Below are 18,378 nucleotides of genomic sequence, written 5' to 3' on the forward strand. Positions count from 1 at the left end.
TCAGGCCTTACCTTTCCACGGCACCAGGCGTCGCTCCAGCCAGCGCATGCCCAGGTCGAACAGCAGGGCCATGGCGCCGATCACCAGGATGCCCATGATCACCACGTCCGTGGCCATGAATTTGGAAGCGGTCAGCACCATGAAGCCCAGGCCTGCGGTGGCGGCGACCATTTCAGCGGCCACCAGGGTGGTCCAGCCGAAACCGATGGCGATGCGCATGCCGGTCAGTACCTCGGGCAATGCCGCCGGCATGATCACGTGTCGCAGCACCTGGGCGCGACTGGCGCCCATGGAGTAGGCGGCATGGATCTGCTCGATGGCCACCGACTTGACCCCGGCGCGGGCACTCAATGCCAACGGCGCGAACATCGCCAGGTAAATCAGCAGCACCTTGGAACCCTCGCCGATGCCCATCCAGATCACCACCAGCGGCAAATACGCCAGCGGCGGCAGTGGCCGGTAGAACTCCACCAATGGGTCGAATATCCCCCGGGCCACACGATTGACGCCCATCATGATGCCCACCGGGATCGCCGTGAGCACCGCCAGGACGAACGCACCGAAGACACGCAAGGCACTCCAGCCGATGTGGTTGAGCAGGGTCGCGTCGGCGAAACCGTCACGGGCCACCTCCAGCAATTGCGCCCAGACCGCCTGGGGCGAGGGCAGGAACAGCGGCTTGACCCAGCCGGTGTTGGTCGCGATGTACCAGGCGGTAAACGCCAGCACCACAGTGACCAGACTCAAGACCAGGCTCGAACCATTGCCCGGCGCCCCGTACTGCTCGCCCGGGCGGGCCGGGGCGGCACGGCGCAGTTCATTGAGGGCGCGCAGCACGGCGTTGCGTTGTTTCTCGTCGAACAGGCTCATGCGGCCTCCTCATCACCATGGATAATGCTCAGCACCTGCTCGCGCAAGGCAATGAAATCGGCACTGGATTTGACCGTGCGCGCGTCCTGGCCGGCCAGAAAGCGCCGGCCGAAATCGATCGGGAATTCGTGGGTGATGCGGCCAGGGCGCGGTGACATGATGATCAGCCGCGTGGCCATGAACAGGGCTTCCTCGACGTCGTGGGTGATGAAAAACATCATCTTTGCGGTACGCATCCAGATCTGCAGGATCAGTTCCTGCAAACGTTCGCGGGTCAGCGCATCCAGTGCGCCCAGCGGTTCATCGAGCAACAGCATTTGCGGATCATTGGTCAGTGCCCGCGCGATCCCCACCCGTTGCTGCATGCCGCCGGAAAGCTGGTACACCGCGTGGCCGGCAAAATCCGTCAGCCCCGTGAGCTCGAGGAAGTGCCTTGCGCGCTCCTCGCGCTCAGACCTGGCCACGCCACGCAATTTCAGGCCGAAGGCGACGTTGTCGAGCACATTCAACCAGGGCAGCAACGCATGTTTCTGGAACACCACGCCGCGTTCGGAGCCGGGCCCGGTGACCTGGTCGCGCAGTTGCGCCACCGCCGAGGTCTGTTGTGGCACCTGGCCGTGGAAATCGCCCAGGGTGATCAAGCCGCTGCTGGGCTGGATGAAGCCGGCCATCAGGTTGAGCAGGGTGGTCTTGCCGCAACCCGATGCCCCCAGGGCGACAACGAAATCGCCGCTGGCGATGTCCAGGTTGACCCCGGCCAGCGCCGTGACCTGCTGGCCTTTTTGCTGAGCAGGGTAGTGCACCGACACGTCATGGATTTTCAGGCTCAGGCCCATGGCTATTTCCTCGTGGTGGGGCGGCCTGCACCGCCCGTGGCTGGGGTTACTGGGCGGCCTGGACGAAGCCCGGGTTGATGGCGACGCTGTAGTCGGGCAGCAACGCCGGGATCTTTTTTTGTTCTTTCAAGAAGGCAGCGGTGGCCGCCAATGCCTTGGCCGCGCCACCGTCCTTGCCGGCGCCCAGCCAGTTGGCACCGGCCTGTTCGGTGGCCAGCGGGAACTGGTACAGGGCCAGCACGGGCGGCACTTCGTCAGGCTTGGCCCCGGACTGGCGCGCCACGTTGATCACTTGCGGCGAGTCGGCGGTCCAGCGTCCGGGTGCTTTCACGTAGTCGGCGGTGCTGGCCTGCAACACCTTGGTCAGGGCGAGCATGCCGGCGCTGTGCTCGGCGGCGAACTTGCGATCGACCACGATGCCGTCGAAGGTTGCCTTGCCCCATTGGGTCAATTGCCCGGAGGTCAGCAGCACCTGGCCGCTTTGCTTGAGGCGACCCAATGCCGGGTCCCAGATGAAGGCCGCGTCGATGTCGCCACGTTCCCAGGCGGCCGGAATGTCCGACGGCTGCAGGTTGATGACCTTGACCTTGCCGCTCAGGCCAAATTGCTCCAGGGCAAACAGGGCATGAAAGTGTGTGGTGGAGACGAAAGGCACGGCCAGGGTTTTACCCGCCAGGTCCTGGGGCGCGACGATGCCGCTGCCATTGCGCACCACCAACGCTTCGGCGTCATTGATGTTGTCGAGAATCCAGAACAACTGCGCGTCTACGCCACGGCTCACGGCAGCGGCAATCGGGCTGCTGCCCGCCACGCCGATTTGCACGTCGCCGGATGCCATCGCCAGCATCACATCGCCGCCGCTGTCGAAGTTGCGCCACTGGATGTCCCAGCCAGTGGCCTTCTCGAACTGCTTCTCGGCGATGGCGTTCTTCCACGGTGCGAACATGCTTTGCACGCCGATGGTCACCGTTTGCGCCTGGGCCGCGGTGGCAAGGCCCAGGGTCAGCGCGGCGGCGGGTAACAGCAGGGAGCGTCGAATCCATTGGTGCAGGGGCTTGAACATGGTGTGGCTCCTAAGGTGGAAGGCATTGTTTTTGGCTCCCCTCGATCTTAGGGCCGGCCCGTTGCTTGCTTTAGATCCAGTTGCGCCGGGCTTTGGTACCAGCCATCGCGCCAGGCCTTTGCGGCTAAGGCGTGCAGCGCATCGGGTGCGCCATCGGGGTGCGTCATCGAGGGAGTGGGAACCATGTTGGAGCGTTATTTTCGCCCGTTCGAAGCAGGGCGCGGTTTGCAGGAGCAACTGCGCGAGAACCTGCTCAACGCCATCCTCGATGGCGCGCTGGCGCCCAGCGATGCCATGCCGTCGTCGCGCAAGCTGTGCCGATTGCTCAAGGTGTCGCGCAATACCGTGGTGCTGGTCTACGAGCAACTGGTGCAGGACGGCTACCTCACGCCCTCGGACCGACGCGGTTATTTCATCAATGAAAAATTCCTGCGCCAACAGCTCAACGTCAGCCTGCGCCCCAAATCCCCGGCCCTGTTCGAGCGGCCCGATCATGCGCCCGACTGGGAGCGGCGGCTGCAAACCGAATCGGCGCACATGCGTGCCATCGTCAAGCCGCGCAACTGGCGCGAGTACCGCTACCCGTTTATCTATGGTCAGATCGAGGAAGACGAGCAGACCGCCGCGCGCTGGCGCGATTGCGCCCGGATTGCCGCCAGTGGGGCGCACATGCGCAGTTGGGTCGATGACCAGGTGATGCTCGATGATCCCCTGTTGGTAGAACAGATCATCCAGCGGGTGTTGCCCAAACGCGGTATCCAGGCTCGGCCCGAGCAATTGCTGGTGACCATCGGCACGCAGAATTCGCTGTACATGCTCGCGCGCCTGCTGGGCCGACCTGGCCTTGTAATGGGCCTTGAAGAGCCCGGTTATGTCGATGCCCGGAACATTTTCAGCCTCACCGGTTGCGCCCTGCGACCGCTGCGCATCGACCGCCAGGGCCTGGTGGTGGACGCGCAATTGCAGGGGTGCGAAATGCTCTTCTGCACGCCCAGCCACCAATCGCCGACCGGCGTGACGATGCCGCTGTACCGGCGTCTGGAGTTGTTGGCCAGCGCCCGCGAGCATGACTTTCTGATCATCGAGGACGACTACGAAAGCGAGCAGAACTTCCTGGGCAGCAACCATCCTGCGCTCAAAAGCTATGACGACAGTGGCCGGGTGATTTACCTGGGCAGCCTGACCAAGAGCCTGTTGCCAGGTGTACGGTTGGGGTTCATTGCTGCCGATGCCGAGCTGATTCACGAGCTACGCGCGCTGCGCCGCTATATGTATCGCCACCCACCGTCGAACAACCAGCGCATCCTGGCGCTGTTCCTGGCCATGGGGCATTACGACGCCCATGCCCGTCGCCTGCGTGACCGCCTGGCGCGTAAGTGGCGAGTGATCAGCCGCGCCCTGGCCGAGCATTTGCCCGAGTGCAACGCCAGTGGCATGGCCGGTGGTTCATCGATCTGGGTCAGCGGCCCGCCGGCGATAGACGCCTGGGCCTTGCAGCGCAGGGTTGCACGGCATGGCGTGTTGATCGAACCGGGGGATATTCATTTTCTGGGGGAGGGACGTACGGGCTGTTACTTCCGCCTGGGCTTCGGCGCGATTGCCGAAGCGTTGATCGAGCCGGGCATCGAGACGTTGGGCAAGGCCTGGCGCGAGCTGCACCAGGCCGAACCGGCTTAGAAGCTTTCCTGGGCGAACGTGTGCTTGAGGACTTCGAACATCTCGTCCACGTCCTTGCGACTGGCCACCAGCGCCGGGGCGAAGATGATCGCATCGCCCGTGGTCTTCACGTGCAGGCCGGCGTCGTACAGCGCCCGCTGCACCTGCGCGCCCTTGGCGCCGGGCGCGGTTCCCGGGGTCAGCTGGATGCCGCTGAGCAGGCCGTAGCCGCGCAAGTCACTGACCTGGGGCAGTCCGCGCAGGCCGCTCAGTGACTCCATGAAGTAGGGCGCCAATTGCCGACCGCGACCGAACAGATCCTCATCACGGTAGATGTCCAGTGAAGCCAGGGCCGCGGCGCACGCGGCCGGGTGCCCCGAGTAGGTATAGCCGTGGAACAGCTCCGGCCCCTGGCCCTGGCTGGCCCCGATCACGGCGTCGTAGATCGACTCGTCGACGGCCACCGCACCCATGGGGATCGCGCCGTTGGTCAAGGCCTTGGCCATGGTGATGATGTCCGGCTTTACCGAAAAACTCTGTGCGGCAAAGGCCTCGCCGGTGCGACCGAAGCCGGTGATCACTTCGTCGAACACCAGCAGGATGCCGTGGCGGTCGCAAATGTCGCGCAGGCGCTTGAGGTAGCCCGCCGGCGGTACATAGACGCCAATGGAGCCGGCGATGGGCTCGACAAAACACGCCGCGATGCTGTCCGCACCGTGGGTGCTGATGATGCGCTCAAGGTCACTGGCCAGGTCCGCGCCCTGGGTCGGTTCGCCCAATTGATAACGCTGGTCTTCCTGCCAGGTGTGGCGCATGTGACTGACGTGGGGCAGGCCGCCGGTGGCGAAGGCCTGACGGTTACGCATCATGCCGCAAAGGGCCACGCCGCCGAAATTGACCCCATGGTAGGCCCATTCACGGGACACGAAACGGGTGCGCTGGGCCTGGCCACGGGCGCGGTGATAAGCCAGGGCGATCTTCATGGCGCTGTCGACCGACTCGGAGCCCGAGTTGGTGAAGAACAGCTTGTTCAACCCCGTCGGCAACAGCTCGCTCAGGCGTTCGGCCAATTCGAAGGACAAGGGCGAGGCGCGCTGAAAGTGCGGGGTGAAATCCAGGGTCAGCAGTTGCTTGCACACCGCCTCCGCGATCTCGGTACGGCCATGCCCGGCGGCGCAGCAGAACAGCCCAGAGCTGCCATCGAGCAGCTCGCGGCCTTCGTTGGTCCAGTAGCGCACACCCTCGGCGCGAACGAACAGTTGCGGGGCACGCTGGAACTCACGGTTGTCGGTGAAGGGCATCCATTGGTGGTTGAGGTTCGTTGCCATGGGGTTACTCCTGAGGGCAGGCACGGATCGGCCGGTTGCCCCGCAGACTAGCCATGCAGTTGCGGCGCGCTTAGATCCAGTTGGCCTTTTCGATGGAGCCAGGGCATCCGGCACTGGCCCTATTGAAATGCCCATCTGGCTCTAAAGCGTGGATCGATGCCTGACTAGAGTGGCGCCACTGTCAAAGGAGCGCGCCGTGAGCCCGGAATTGAATTGGACCTTGAGTGCCTTGTGTGTGCTGGTCGCCGCCGTTGTGCGTGGCCTCACCGGGTTCGGCTTCGCGGCCATCGCGGTCGTCGGCCTGGCAATGCTCGGTTCCTTGCGTGATGCCGTGCCCCTGGTGTTGTGCCTGGAGGTGGCATCCAGCCTGATGCTGCTGCGCGACGCCTGGGCCCATGCCGATTACCCGTTACTGCGGCGCATCCTGATCGCGGCAGCGATTGGCGTGCCCTGCGGCATCTGGCTGCTGACCGGGCTAGACAGCGACTGGCTGAGCCTGGGGGTGTACGTGCTGGTCGCCACGCTGGCATTGCTGGGACTGGCGCGAGTGGCGTTGCCCATGGGGCGCGGGCCTTGGGCGGCCTGGCTGGTGGGCGGCAGCAGCGGGGCGTTGATCGCCGCGTTTTCCATCGGCGGGCCACTGGTGGTTGCCTGGCTCAGCCACTGCGGGCTGCGCGCCCGCACGCTGCGAGCCACCTTGATCATGTTCTTTTTTGCCGTGGACCTGGCGGCCCTGGCCGGGCTGGCATTGGCCCAGGCCATCGGCCCCCAGATCCCGCGCCAGGCCCTGACCCTGCTGTTGCCCCTGATGCCTGGGCTTTGGATGGGACAGCGGTTGTTCGTGCACATTCGCGCCGAACACGCGGCGCGACTCACCCAATGGCTATTGCTGGCGTTGGCGGGCTTCGGCCTGCTGGGCCGGTCGTGGTCCTGACCCCTGGAGCTTGATCATGCAACCTACTGTATTTATCACCGGCGCCACCTCCGGATTCGGCGAAGCCTGCGCCCGGCGTTTCGCCCAGGCCGGCTGGTCGGTGGTGCTCACCGGCCGGCGCGAAGAACGCTTGCTGAGCCTGGCCAACGAACTGGGCGATCGGTGCGATGTGTTGCCCCTGGTCCTGGACGTGCGCGACCGCGAGGCCATGCAAACAGCGATCGGCCAGTTGCCTGAGCGCTTTTCGACATTGCGCGGCTTGATCAACAACGCCGGCCTCGCACTGGGCACCGAAGCTGCCCAGGCCTGCTCGCTGGATGACTGGGAGACCATGGTGGACACCAACATCAAGGGCCTGCTCTACAGCACCCGACTGTTGCTGCCTCGATTGATCGCTCACGGCGCCGGGGCAAGCATCGTCAACCTCGGCTCCATCGCCGGCAACTGGCCGTACCCCGGCAGCCACGTATACGGCGCGACCAAGGCCTTCGTGCGCCAGTTTTCGTTGAACCTGCGCTGCGACCTGCAAGGCACGGGCGTGCGGGTCACCAACCTTGAACCGGGCTTGTGCGAAAGCGAATTTTCGCTGGTGCGCTTTGCCGGCGACACCCAGAAGTACAACGCGGTGTACGCTAACGCCCAGCCGCTGCAACCTGCGGACATCGCCGAGACGATCTTCTGGCTGATGAACCAGCCGGCGCATATCAACGTCAACAGCCTGGAGGTGATGCCGGTGACCCAGGCCTGGAACAACTTTGCGATTGAGCGTGGGGCGGCGGGCTGAACCACCGCCCCCTGTAGGAGCGATGCTTGCTCGCGATGGTCGTCGACGATGACGCTGGGCACCTGACACCGAACCCCTCAAGCGGGAAATTGAGCCATCCAGTGCCTGGCAATCTCTTCACGCCGGCAGATCCACACCGCGTCGTGGCCTTGCACGTAATCGAGAAAGCGCGCCAGCGCCAGCGCACGACCAGGATGGCCACTGATCCGTCCATGCAGGCCGACGCTCATCATCTTCGGATGTTGAGCGCCTTCCTGCCACAGCTGGTCGAAAGCGTCCTTGAGCAACTGGAAAAAGTCTGCACCGCAGGCGAAACCGTTCGGCAGCAGATAGCGGGCGTCGTTGTTGACCAGTGTGTAAGGGATCACCAAGTGAGCGGGCGAGCCTGGGAGCCAATAGGGCAGGTCATCGTTGTAGGCGTCGGAGCTGTAGAGAAACCCGCCTTCCTCGCGCAACAGGCGGCGGGTGTTCTGGCTGACCCTTCCTGTGTACCAACCCACGGGGCGTTTACCGCAGATTTGCTCAATCACGTCGAGCGTGAGGCGGATATGGAGCCGCTCCTGGTCTTCAGACATGTCGCGGTAGTCCAGCCAACGGTAGCCATGCCCGGCAATCTCATGCCCGGCAGCGCAGAGCGCATGGCCAATCGCCGGTGTGAGTTCCAGGGCCCGGCCGACGGCGAAGGCGGTCAGCGGCAGGCCTCGGGCGCTGAACAGCTCGAGAATGCGCCACACACCGGCGCGCGATCCGTATTCGTACATGCCCTCGACGCTCAAGTCCGCTTCCCCCACACGCGGCGGGCGGCCCGGTAGCTCGTGCAGCCAGGCCTCCGACTGCGCATCACCGTTGAGGATGCATGACTCCGCGCCTTCTTCGATGTTGAGGACGAACTGGACCGCGACGCGCGCCTCACCGGGCCATCGCGGGTGAGGCGGGCAGCCACCATAACCGATGAGGTCGCGGGCGGACATCAGCCCAGCTCGAAGGTCGTGACGCCGAACACACGTTCGTGCGCGATCGCCGGAGGAGGGCCGAGGTACATGCGTGCACAGCCGAAAACCTCGACCATGCCCTGTTGGCGCACGAGCGCCATCGCGGCGGGGTTATTCTCCGGGGCATCGAGAAAGAACGGGGCACCCTGCGCAAATTCCGCCAGGCGCGCATAGAGGGCATTGGCTGCCAGGGCATCATCGGCAAACAAGGGGCCGATCTTGTAGCCTTCAAGGCAGCGCCTTGCTACGCCGTAGCCGCTTAGCCTGCCGTCGCGCCGACAACCCACGGCAAGTGCATCGGCCTGGGCAATCCACCCCCTCAAAAAGGTGGCGCGCCTGACCGGGAAGCAGGTGCGGTCGTAATCGACAACCTGATCGAACGGGAAGGTGGCCAACGGGACGATGTCCTGGTTGTCAACCGGCGAGATTGCCGGGCGCTTGGCGGTATCGGCACGAAAACGCATGTTGCGATGGGAGAAGACGAAACCACCCTTGGCGTAGTAGTCCTGCATCGCGAAGACGCCGTCCATGCCGATGCTCGCGCCCGGTAGCAGCCGGGCGAGAAGTCGCTCGCGGCGTGCGTGCCAAAGGGTATTGCCCAAGCCTTGGCCGCGATACTCAGGCCGGACGATGAAAAAACCCATGAAACCGAATTCGCCGTTGTAGGAAGTGATGGCACCGCCGCCGATCAATTCGCCGTCCAGGGACGCGGCGATGAAGGCGGCAGGGTCCGCAGCCCAGAAAAGCTCGGCATCGTGAACGCCGGGATTCCATCCCTCATGGGCAGCCCAATTGACGAGCTCGTCCAGCTCGGGGCGGGTCATGTTGTGTATGACCAGCGGGTTCGACACTGCGAAGTTCTCCTCAGAAGTTAATCGAGCGAGTGGTGCAGCTCCACTTTGAACCCTTTCGGTATAGCTTCAACCCGGGTATTGATCCAGGCCGTTACCTCAGCTGCAGAACATGTTCGTCGTCTGAGGCTGGCGTGGTGCAGTTGACCTAAGGAGGATCCTGAACGCAGAGAAGAGGGTGCCCAGGAATGAGCGTACGCGCCGGCACCTGCGTGCGAAGAACCTGATGGGATTTAACTATGCTAAATAGCCGTTTAGTTGAGTTAGCTAATGATCTGCCCCTAGATGTGCTGAAGGGGCGATTATTGTAATGGGCTGGCGGTGCGAAGATCTCAAGAGCACGTAGATCTCATCAACTGACAATGTCTGCCGAAACCGTTGATTACGTTCACCACTGACGGGGCCACAGAGTGATATTAAATGTAAACACTACCATCGGTAAATCCCGCAGTTCGAACACCGATACCGAGCCTTGAAACCCTGGGCGGGCCCATAAAAATGTGGTTAACAACGGTACCGAAGTGGCATTTAACTAAACGTTCATCCCGTCAAATCTGGTGAGCCAAGCCAAGCCTCATGTGCATGCGAATCCGCCGGCGCTTGTCGGTTTCAGGCCAACAGCCCTTGAAATCTACGCACCAACTCCAAGCTCAACGCTACGGATTTTACACAGCGACGTGTTTGCAGATAGACCAGAGACGCTAGTAATGCCGTGAAGGAACAAGCCGTTTCCAAATCAAACGAATAAGCGGACTCGCATGCGGTTCGAATTCTCTGTGCATGGAACAAAATCAGGCGCTACGGCGATACCAGGAAGCGGCAGCGATCTGTAGCGCTAAAAGGTTTACCAAACAAGTGATCTGTGAGCAAACCGATGAACCTGAGGTGAAAGGCCAGATATACACGATGACTCCTGAGAGCCATGCGGCCAAGCTTTGAAATGTGCCTCAGAGGCACCCTGTGTGGAATATCTATGAGTGCGCATAATGTATATTATGTTAAATGAGATGCTATGTTAATAATGTTCATGTTGTTGTTCATTTTCATCAACCTGTGAGCTTTTTTCCACGAACCTGTGTCGTCAGAAAATCATAGACTTACGCAGCTCTCCTAGCTCCTAGCCTATATTTGTCTTTCGCCAACCTGTGTTACGTGGTGCACACCCCATAAACGTCTACAATTTCTGGTAACAACCTAATTTTACGATGCTGGTGTCCGCATGGCGTCGCCGTTTGTCCCTTTTCCAATGTTCTGCCCGTACGCTCAGTGGCGTCCGTCAGGCCTCGGTCAATTTCCAGAAAATGTCGATGTGCTTACCAGGCTCGAAGCTGTGGATGCGGTTTGCCGTCCATTTATCAGCATCTGGTACTGCCACCGATACCTTGCCTGGTTGGCGCACAGCTGGAGGCCTGAACAAGCTAATGAGGCTTATTACTTCGAAACCATTCACCTCGAACGACTGTTGAACTGGAGCTTTTCTCAAGGCTTGTCTTTGTTGGATTTGGCGTCCATTCATCTCCATCGATACGCTGTTTTTTTTTGCAATCCTCAGATTGACTGGTGCGCACCTGCAGCATGCTCAAAATTCAATGCAAATCCATTGCAACCCTACGAGAACTGGCAAATCAATGCTGAATGGCGTCCATTTTTGTCATCACCACGAGATGCGTCATGCCAGCTTGGATTCGCACAGGTAGTTATCAATAAGTTCTTTGACTTCTACTATCGAGACGTGTCCATAACGCAGGCAGATTCAGTTCTTAAAGGATTCTGGGCTCAACCATCTCAGAGTTTTGATAAATTGACTGCATATGAAATGGACTGGTATCTCAGTCATCTTGAGAAACTTCCATATGGTGAGAAACACAAGCTGATCACGCTAGTATATTTTTCCCTTGCTAGGAGCTCACGGCAGTCGCGACGACGATTAATTGGTAGCTCAAGTAGCCCAGCATTGCTCAACCAATACTCCAAAAATTCAGACGGCGAATGGGTGGAGATGCTATCGAGCGGTGAATCTAGAGTTTTAGGCGGACAATTCGCCCATTTTTTTGGACGTTATCTTAAGCATATTGACCTTGATCCTGAGAAGCCGCTTCCACCACATATGCTCTTCACAACGTCTCCAGAAGGTAAATTTGCCAGAAAATGCAGGAGCGAATTGGTAAAAATTGCCCATGATTCCGAGGATCCTGAGATAAGAGAAGCCGTCAGTAAATTTCAAATCCTAACATTTTCGACACTCCGCAAATCCTCATTTCCCTAACATAGTCCGTGCATAATATGCGTAAGATTTAGCCAAAATGTGTACATGCTTCCTACTCTCCAACCGGAGGCTTCATGGTTTCTGACCGGAAATTTCGTGTTAGCTATTCACAAATGCCCTGCTCTATTGCAGCCAAGCAAATAAGGCCATCTGGGTCACGGCACCCACACCGGTAGTTTTGAGTTCCCAGGCTTGTCGATGATGATCGCCAGGCTTTGCTTGGCCCGCGTAGCTGCAACATAAAAGGCGGCCGCTGGCGTGGATTCGAGATAAGTCTGCTTCTGGATGAAAGCCTCGATCGGCGCGGTAGGCATGATCAGCACCCGCTCAAATGTCGCACCTTTCGACACCTTGAAATTCATGAAGTCCAACTCGAACTCCTTGCCAGAAGCTATGGTGCTGCGCAAACACTGAGGTCGGTACCGCTCGACGTATTGGTCGACATGCTTCGAATGCACCAGGTAAACGCCATCATGTTCAGACACCACGTGGTTCTCAGATGTGGTTCCTGGGAAACCCCATGACTCATCAAAAATGGTGTCAGAGAACGTCGCAATCTCGGTTCGGCAGCGGTAAGTCGTGGTCGCATAGTCAATGCTAAGCAGCCCTCCCTTTTCGCGTACAAGGAACCATTCAAGTGCACCTGCATACCCATACTGTTTATTTTTCTGTCCCCGTGGGTTTGTTGAGAGCACCGCTTGGCGCACGTCACCAACCATGCGGACGTCGATCCGCGACTCAAGCAATTCATGGACGATTTCCCAATCGTAGCCACTGAGATCTTGTATCTCGTCGATCAGAATTTCGTCGTAGAGACACTCAAGTCTGCGTATCAACACTGGAGTGGCCGCCATAAGCTCCCGCGCGAGGCGTCCGAGCTCGCATGCGTAGATCTGGTTGTTGCCATCCATAAATCTCTGCTTGCCGTTCGCGTACATGCTGGGGCGACCTTCGAAGTTGAAGCCCCCTACCCGCTCACCCGGGAATTTGAATGGCAGGAACGGCTTTGCAAAATGGCGAAGCAAGAATGTGTACCAACCCAGAACCTCGAGGTTAAAGCGATCACCCGCTTGGGCGCCGAGACGATGGATCAGCTCCTGCTGATTGGTCTGGGTGAACGTGACAATCAGCACACGCCGATCGGTTGGTAGTACTCTGCAGTGATCAACCAGCCCTTGAGTTTTTCTACCGCCAGCGACAGCCAAGGTAAGAAAGTTAGGCATTGTGGATGAACTCCGCCGCGGCCTTCATGTAGGCTGGTGGGCTGAGCACCTCATCCGACTCAGCCAGTCGAATTGCCCCTTCTGTTTTCTCACGCGCCATCCAGGTCAATAGAGTTGCTGCCGCAGTGATGCCGAGCATCTTGCGCAACCGAGGCTCGCCGTTCGCTGTAATAAGCTGGGGTTCGAGTGTGGTGCCGTCAGCCACGGTGCCGATGAACAGCTCTCTGCGCGTCACGTCCAGCCACTTTAGAACCGGTGCACGTAGATCTATTGGTTCAATGCCATCGTTGTCACGCATCACGGCTACGGGCTTGTTGATGGCCGCGCAAAGCTCAAGGCATCGCGCTATTGCCAGACCACGCATACTGATTACATCTATCCCGTGGGCCATCGGGCGTGAGCCGAAGCAATCTTTGTAGACGCGTTCGAAGATTATTTCGTCGGATGGCCCCTCGACCAAAACGACTTTTTTCGCTAGCACCAAGCGGAGGGTGTCGTAGCCAGGCAGCTTCTGAAAGTAGCTCACTGTATCTGGATCGAGTTCTGTGATCTTGGAGGCGCTGTTGCGATGAAGGAGCAGCAATGCGTCGAGGCCGAGCCGGTTCAACACGTAGGTGCTGTGAGTCGAAATGAATAGCTGCTGTTTTTCCGTCGCCAGTTCTTCGATGCGATTGAGTAGGGTCGTCAGGCTGGTGTGAGATAGATGGTTTTCAGGCTCCTCGATCATCACGATATTCGCCTTCGTAGAATGACGCTTCATCGCGAGAGAGATCTTGATGGCGGCCTGTTGGCCCTGGCCTGCCATCGCAAACGGGAGCCCGTCAACATGTGGTGTAACCACGCTTTCCCAAGACGTACGAGACGTCTGATCCATTGCTAGCGCCATTGGTTCTGATTGCAGCGCAGCGCCCAGTCCGGAAAGTCGCTTGTTCACCGGCGCTAGTGCTCCATCAGTCATGGATGCTTTGATACCGCGGTAGTCCAGCGAGATCTGTGCTTTCTCGGATGTTTCCAAGTGGTCGCTCAGGATCTGGCGGAGATGGTAGTCAACTCCGGCGGCGGATTTGACCGTACGAGAATCAATGGTGGCCACCGAGAGTGCCCGTGGCCGTCGTGTGAGTTCACTATCAGCGAAAGAGCGCCATTCGTAGGTGTAATACTCGACGGGGAGCAGTGCAGATGGGGCTTTCAGCCATTCATCCAGTTCGTCCTGGTACTCCTCACTGGGGGCAATAGACAGAACGATTCCAGGGCAAGCGTTCGTGGGGACGTCCGCGTTAACGGCGCCGAGCAACACCTGGAGTTCCAGTGTGTCCTGCAAATAGAGCTCAATCAGGATTTCCGGCAGTTTAGGCTTCTTCCCCGCATTCCTGAGGGCAAGAAATTCAGCCACCATCTCGGTGTTGAACCAGTGAGGGTTGAGCTCCTCCAAGATCCCCCGCCCACCGATCCGTCCGTTGAGCGCGAGCGAGATGGCCTCCATTAAGGTGGATTTCCCGGCGTCGTTGTCTCCGACCAGGATGTTCACGCTAGGGTTTGGCTTCAGTAAGAAATCCTTGTAAATGCGGTAACCACGGATTCGAATTTTGGTGATCACTGTCGGCATTCCTTTGACGAATTGTTGTTAGATGGCGCTTTGATGGCGCTGTGAGCTGATGCTATAAGCGAAGTGGTTAATTTGTCGACTGCTTCACGATTCTCTCTGTTGGGGGACATAGCCTTAACCGGGAAGTCGATTCAAGATTTTTTATCACCTCCTTCCTTCCGTTACCGCACAGGATTTGCACATGACTACAACGCCCTTCTCCACCAGAAAAGCTTTTATTGAGTCATTGGGGGCGACGTGTAGAAACTGGACGTGGAGCTGGTCTTTTATTAACGAGCAAGAGCGTAAAATCATCTTCGGCGCTTGGGACATCAATACCAACGCTGGTCGAGCGCTTATCCTCAGCGATGATTGGGAAATCGAGAACGGGCGGCGAAACAGCGGCTATTGCCAGAGCGTGGAGCACCTTAGGTTGGTCGCCGAAGAGGGATATGAACTCCACACTTTCAAGATCATGCATTCGGACGAACTCCAGGATGAGGATGGGCGCGGCCCCGCGAAGATCAAGCGTTTCGAGCGCTCTATCGAACGGAAATGGCTATCTTATGAAGATGGAGATTGGTATGCGTGCGATGAGCCGCCGGTAGCAATGATTCCCGAAGAAGTGATCGAGGCTGAGCTCTTTTCGGAAGGTGCCGTAAGGGAAATTAAGGTCAATGCTTACGAGCGCAACCCTCAAGCCCGTGAGGCATGTATTCGTCATCATGGTGTTGTATGTGCTGCCTGCAGTTTCGATTTTGGCGCTGTCTACGGCGAGGTTGCACAGGGGCTGATCCATGTGCACCACATTATCCCGCTGAGTCAGATTGGCACGGAATACCAACTGAACCCGTTGACCGATTTGATCCCGCTTTGCCCGAACTGTCACGCAGTAGTTCACCGGAGATCTGAGGTCATGAGTATCGAGCAGCTTAAAAAGTGCTTGGCTTCGACTGGTACTACCCGTGACTGACCTGCATCAGTGACGAGGCCATAAGTCTGAGCCTTCAACGATCCACATGTTACGCATCAGCATCGCTATCAAGAATCGCAGCGAGTAGATAGCTTGACGTGTCATTTAAAGTGACGAATCAAAAGGAAGGGATAGATGTCGCTGCAGTACCGTAAGCGGGTCAAAGTTGTGAATGGGCTGTGGCTGCATGTATCCAGCGACAGTCTCTGTCCGACGTTCGAGATTGCCGGGGCGGGGGTCAGAAAACTCAATAGACGAGGCATGGAGGCGGATGAAATCAGCATCAAGGATTTACAGGACATCTTCAGTCACATTGACAAGATGCGGGTAGCGCTGTCGAGTGAGCTCACCCAGCGTCAGGAAACCCTGAATTCACAACGCAAGCGCTCCAAGTGGCTACAACCGATCCTGAGCTTGTTTTTCCAGCGTAAGGCAACGACGCGACTCGATCAGATGGAGTCTCAGGAGGTACTTCAGTTTGAGGAGGTGCAGGCAAAACTTGACGCTCTTGGGCTGCGTTTTGAATGGATTATGAGTAGCGACATCGCGCAGAAATATGACACGGTGCTTCATACCTTTTCGGATGTCAGGCTCAGCGAAGTGATCTGGAATATCACGGGCTCCAGCCCCGTCGATCAGTTTACTGAGCGCTCCAATGCCCGCCGCGCTGTAGATCGCTGCCCTGTGCGTTTTTACAAAGGCAAGCCGCGTTGCCTATTAATCTCTGATGGGGATCCCTATGCAAGTGTGCCTCAACTTCCCAACGGGAATGGAGAGGTGCTGTACGTTTTCCCTGGTGTCGTGGTGCTCGAAGGCCCTACAAGCCTGAAGGTTCTGTCGATTAAAGATCTCACCATTACGGCGGGTACCACCCGATTCATTGAAACGGATGCGTTACCCAGTGACGCAAGCATTGCTGGATATAGCTGGCTGCGTGAAAACAAGGATGGCTCTCCGGATCGTCGCTTTATCGATAACTACCAGATACCGAAAGCTCGTTATGGAGAGGTGCGATTCAAAGGATGGGGGCTCGATGAGGAATACCAATTTTCGAGCAAAGGCTATGGCCTCTCGTTTGGACGCTCACTTGAAGCCTTGAAGCGCTCGATAGTGTGGGCAGATCAGAATCCCTCCCAGAGCATTTCGGAGAGTGATTACCAACACTGACCTTTTACATTGAACGTCTATGCCATCGCCGAGCTTCCCCCTTGCGGCTACGCAGAGACTGGGCTATGTTGTGTTGTAGATCGCTACAAACCACAACATGATGTGTTTCTCGTGGTGATCGATGAGTGCACTAACTTTTGTGAAATGACCACATGACGTAGGAGATTTTGCGATGACTGATCGACGCCCTATCAACAAAAACGTGAACGTTCCGAAGCCTGGTGGCGGTGAGCAGCCGCGTTCGCGAAACCAGGATGGCCAGATTCGTGACAAGCGCAGTGATGCAGGTAAGACACGTAGTAAGTAGTAACTAAGCTGCGCCGCTTGGCGACCCCTCTCCTGATGCCAAGCGGTGCGCTTTCAACTGCACAATCTATCCGGCGGGCCCACGCACAGTTTCTGCCTATAGACCCGTCTCGAATGTGCATCAAACACTCTCCACCAGATTCACCGCCTCGGTACACCCCCACTCATCACGCACGATGATTGATTGTCGGGTTATCTCGCGCACAGGTTCGTCACAGCCCTACCCTTTGAATAATTCAATCCAGGGCGCCGCTCCACCTGTAGTTGGAGATGTCCAGCAACCGCATGCTCCCGTAGTCGCTGGAGGGCCTCCCGAAATCCGGATGCGCGTGGTTCATCTAGATGTGCATCACTCTTGGCGCTGATCATCTGCTCGCTCACTCTGTGATGGATTCTTTTCATTTGGAAGTTGGTTCAGCTTTTGCCGCAGTTGGTCGACCTCATGCTGAGTCGTTTCCAGTAGCAGCTGCGCATTCTTAGCTCGCGTCTCGGCCTGGGTGACGGATTCGCGCAGGGAGGCTGACTCTTCGCGGGAATGAGTAAGCTGATCGATAAGCTGCTCCTTAGCGCCCTCCTCTCTAGCTGACGCGATGGCCAATGCGTTGAGATCACCAGTGAGTCGCGTGATGGTCTCGCCTTGGGTGGTCACAAGCTTGGTTTGCTGGCGGGAGTCGCTAAGGAGGCGCTCGTTGTCTCGATTCAAGCGGCTAAGCTCGTCCTGTTTCACCGAAAGTGTCTGTTGCAACTGACGGTGCTCAACCTGGATTTGTTGGAGCTGGCCTTCATGACGGCGCTGTTCTTGCTCGCGCTGATCTTTCACGGCCGTGCGGTAGTGCTCGAGTGCGTCACGAGCATGCAGGTGCTTTTCTTCCAGCGAGCGAATCTGCTCATCTTTCTCGTGTACCCGCACTTCCAGGTCAGCACAACTTTGACTTAGGCGAGCGTTACGCGTGAGCTCGGATTGCAAGCTGCTTTGGCACGTACTCAATTCGCCAGCCTGGACGTCGAGCGCTGCTTGAAGGCTATCGTGCTGGCGCTGCATGTCCGCTAAAGCAACTTGAGTTTGCGCAAGCTGTTCATCTACTGAAGCTCGGTGCTTATCGAGCTCAGCTCGAGCCTCGGCTACTTCTTCGGCGCCTTCCTCGAGCAAGCGATCCAACAACCGGCCAACCAGCCCGCTGAGCTCATCACTCAAGCGCTCTCGACGCTCCTTCGGCAGTGGCTCCCCTTTTCCGAGTTCGCCCAGATACCGGGCGATGGTCGTCATCGAGCCTGTATTTCCAAGCTCGACCCGCACTGCGTTGATGCTGGGATTTACACCCCGTGCAATCAGCGCATCTCGCGCTATTTGGACGACTGCCCTGTTTATACCGCCGCGTGCCATACCCTCTCCTACGATTTCGTAGTGTAAAACGTATTACGTAAATACATCTTACATTAGGCAAAAAATACAGTCACAAAAATCGCATTTCTATGATCAAATAATGGAGGCTTATCGCATCATAAAGCCGATTTTTGTATTTTCATCGCTGGAAAACTTACGT

Annotated in this window: 15 protein-coding genes; 6 read left to right on the forward strand and 9 right to left on the reverse strand. The window is 58.2% G+C overall.

The genetic code is table 11. From position 1 onward, the window contains the following. Genes ACIO0C_RS02930 through tauA form a run of 3 tightly spaced genes read right to left on the reverse strand, consistent with a single transcriptional unit; the run spans position 1 to position 2,769 of the window. Positions 1-870 carry an ABC transporter permease subunit gene (locus ACIO0C_RS02930; RefSeq protein ID WP_401307570.1) on the reverse strand — a complete coding sequence of 290 codons (870 nt, stop codon included), beginning with the start codon at positions 868-870 and terminating at the stop codon, positions 1-3. Beyond that, positions 867-1,706 (reverse strand): taurine ABC transporter ATP-binding protein, encoded by an 840-nt coding sequence (locus tag ACIO0C_RS02935; RefSeq protein WP_401307573.1) that lies wholly within the window; start codon positions 1,704-1,706, stop codon positions 867-869. The genes ACIO0C_RS02930 and ACIO0C_RS02935 overlap by 4 nt, the downstream gene beginning before the upstream one ends. Before the next feature lie 46 nt (positions 1,707-1,752). After that, positions 1,753-2,769, reverse strand: coding sequence for a taurine ABC transporter substrate-binding protein (gene tauA / locus ACIO0C_RS02940; protein WP_401307576.1), 1,017 nt, complete (start codon positions 2,767-2,769; stop codon positions 1,753-1,755). 183 nt (positions 2,770-2,952) lie between these two features. On the opposite strand from tauA, the gene ACIO0C_RS02945 reads away from it, so the two are divergent. Then, the gene (locus ACIO0C_RS02945; RefSeq protein WP_401307579.1) at positions 2,953-4,446 is read left to right on the forward strand and encodes a PLP-dependent aminotransferase family protein; all 1,494 of its coding nucleotides are present in this window, start codon (positions 2,953-2,955) and stop codon (positions 4,444-4,446) included. On the opposite strand, the gene ACIO0C_RS02950 is transcribed toward ACIO0C_RS02945, so the two are convergent. Then, the gene (locus tag ACIO0C_RS02950; protein ID WP_401307582.1) at positions 4,443-5,753 is read right to left on the reverse strand and encodes an aminotransferase class III-fold pyridoxal phosphate-dependent enzyme; all 1,311 of its coding nucleotides are present in this window, start codon (positions 5,751-5,753) and stop codon (positions 4,443-4,445) included. The genes ACIO0C_RS02945 and ACIO0C_RS02950 overlap by 4 nt on opposite strands. Before the next feature lie 196 nt (positions 5,754-5,949). On the opposite strand from ACIO0C_RS02950, the gene ACIO0C_RS02955 reads away from it, so the two are divergent. Beyond that, positions 5,950-6,687 carry a sulfite exporter TauE/SafE family protein gene (locus ACIO0C_RS02955; RefSeq protein ID WP_401307585.1) on the forward strand — a complete coding sequence of 246 codons (738 nt, stop codon included), beginning with the start codon at positions 5,950-5,952 and terminating at the stop codon, positions 6,685-6,687. Positions 6,688-6,703: 16 nt separating this feature from the next. Further along, positions 6,704-7,471: an SDR family oxidoreductase gene (locus tag ACIO0C_RS02960; RefSeq protein WP_401307588.1), complete on the forward strand. Its 768-nt coding sequence runs from the start codon at positions 6,704-6,706 to the stop codon at positions 7,469-7,471. Between the two features lie 77 nt (positions 7,472-7,548). Here ACIO0C_RS02960 and ACIO0C_RS02965 read toward each other — a convergent pair whose 3' ends face one another. Both ACIO0C_RS02965 and ACIO0C_RS02970 read right to left on the reverse strand, forming a co-directional pair. After that, positions 7,549-8,442 (reverse strand): polysaccharide deacetylase family protein, encoded by an 894-nt coding sequence (locus ACIO0C_RS02965; protein ID WP_401307591.1) that lies wholly within the window; start codon positions 8,440-8,442, stop codon positions 7,549-7,551. Then, positions 8,442-9,314: a GNAT family N-acetyltransferase gene (locus tag ACIO0C_RS02970; RefSeq protein ID WP_401307594.1), complete on the reverse strand. Its 873-nt coding sequence runs from the start codon at positions 9,312-9,314 to the stop codon at positions 8,442-8,444. Before ACIO0C_RS02970 ends, ACIO0C_RS02965 begins: the two co-directional genes overlap by 1 nt. A gap of 1,219 nt (positions 9,315-10,533) precedes the next feature. Between ACIO0C_RS02970 and ACIO0C_RS02975 the strand changes: the two genes are divergently transcribed. Next, positions 10,534-11,580, forward strand: coding sequence for a hypothetical protein (locus ACIO0C_RS02975; RefSeq protein ID WP_401307597.1), 1,047 nt, complete (start codon positions 10,534-10,536; stop codon positions 11,578-11,580). 155 nt (positions 11,581-11,735) lie between these two features. Here the strand turns inward: ACIO0C_RS02975 and ACIO0C_RS02980 are convergent, their stop codons facing one another. Both ACIO0C_RS02980 and ACIO0C_RS02985 read right to left on the reverse strand, forming a co-directional pair. Then, positions 11,736-12,803 (reverse strand): UvrD-helicase domain-containing protein, encoded by a 1,068-nt coding sequence (locus ACIO0C_RS02980; RefSeq protein WP_401307600.1) that lies wholly within the window; start codon positions 12,801-12,803, stop codon positions 11,736-11,738. Further along, positions 12,796-14,400 carry an ATP-dependent nuclease gene (locus ACIO0C_RS02985; protein WP_401307602.1) on the reverse strand — a complete coding sequence of 535 codons (1,605 nt, stop codon included), beginning with the start codon at positions 14,398-14,400 and terminating at the stop codon, positions 12,796-12,798. The genes ACIO0C_RS02980 and ACIO0C_RS02985 overlap by 8 nt, the downstream gene beginning before the upstream one ends. Positions 14,401-14,590: 190 nt before the next feature. Between ACIO0C_RS02985 and ACIO0C_RS02990 the strand changes: the two genes are divergently transcribed. Together ACIO0C_RS02990 and ACIO0C_RS02995 are read left to right on the forward strand one after the other, a co-directional pair. Further along, positions 14,591-15,361 (forward strand): HNH endonuclease, encoded by a 771-nt coding sequence (locus tag ACIO0C_RS02990; RefSeq protein WP_401307605.1) that lies wholly within the window; start codon positions 14,591-14,593, stop codon positions 15,359-15,361. 135 nt (positions 15,362-15,496) lie between these two features. Continuing rightward, positions 15,497-16,528, forward strand: coding sequence for a hypothetical protein (locus ACIO0C_RS02995; protein ID WP_401307608.1), 1,032 nt, complete (start codon positions 15,497-15,499; stop codon positions 16,526-16,528). Between the two features lie 655 nt (positions 16,529-17,183). On the opposite strand, the gene ACIO0C_RS03000 is transcribed toward ACIO0C_RS02995, so the two are convergent. Further along, positions 17,184-18,218 (reverse strand): DNA-binding protein, encoded by a 1,035-nt coding sequence (locus ACIO0C_RS03000; protein ID WP_401307611.1) that lies wholly within the window; start codon positions 18,216-18,218, stop codon positions 17,184-17,186. Between the last annotated feature and the right edge of the window lie 160 nt (positions 18,219-18,378).

This window comes from Pseudomonas sp. NPDC087336 (genome assembly GCF_044744285.1).
In the GTDB taxonomy this organism is placed as follows: domain Bacteria; phylum Pseudomonadota; class Gammaproteobacteria; order Pseudomonadales; family Pseudomonadaceae; genus Aquipseudomonas.

What these genes read in the sequence shown, in the direction of transcription:
- ACIO0C_RS02945 (WP_401307579.1), top strand. Translation starts at nt 2,953, where the DNA reads ATGTTGGAGCGTTATTTTCGCCCGTTCGAAGCAGGGCGCGGTTTGCAG.
- ACIO0C_RS02965 (WP_401307591.1), bottom strand. Translation starts at nt 8,442, where the DNA reads ATGTCCGCCCGCGACCTCATCGGTTATGGTGGCTGCCCGCCTCACCCG.
- ACIO0C_RS03000 (WP_401307611.1), bottom strand. Translation starts at nt 18,218, where the DNA reads ATGGCACGCGGCGGTATAAACAGGGCAGTCGTCCAAATAGCGCGAGAT.
- ACIO0C_RS02995 (WP_401307608.1), top strand. Translation starts at nt 15,497, where the DNA reads ATGTCGCTGCAGTACCGTAAGCGGGTCAAAGTTGTGAATGGGCTGTGG.
- ACIO0C_RS02935 (WP_401307573.1), bottom strand. Translation starts at nt 1,706, where the DNA reads ATGGGCCTGAGCCTGAAAATCCATGACGTGTCGGTGCACTACCCTGCT.
- ACIO0C_RS02975 (WP_401307597.1), top strand. Translation starts at nt 10,534, where the DNA reads ATGGCGTCGCCGTTTGTCCCTTTTCCAATGTTCTGCCCGTACGCTCAG.
- ACIO0C_RS02980 (WP_401307600.1), bottom strand. Translation starts at nt 12,803, where the DNA reads ATGCCTAACTTTCTTACCTTGGCTGTCGCTGGCGGTAGAAAAACTCAA.
- ACIO0C_RS02990 (WP_401307605.1), top strand. Translation starts at nt 14,591, where the DNA reads ATGACTACAACGCCCTTCTCCACCAGAAAAGCTTTTATTGAGTCATTG.
- ACIO0C_RS02950 (WP_401307582.1), bottom strand. Translation starts at nt 5,753, where the DNA reads ATGGCAACGAACCTCAACCACCAATGGATGCCCTTCACCGACAACCGT.
- ACIO0C_RS02960 (WP_401307588.1), top strand. Translation starts at nt 6,704, where the DNA reads ATGCAACCTACTGTATTTATCACCGGCGCCACCTCCGGATTCGGCGAA.
- ACIO0C_RS02930 (WP_401307570.1), bottom strand. Translation starts at nt 870, where the DNA reads ATGAGCCTGTTCGACGAGAAACAACGCAACGCCGTGCTGCGCGCCCTC.
- tauA (WP_401307576.1), bottom strand. Translation starts at nt 2,769, where the DNA reads ATGTTCAAGCCCCTGCACCAATGGATTCGACGCTCCCTGCTGTTACCC.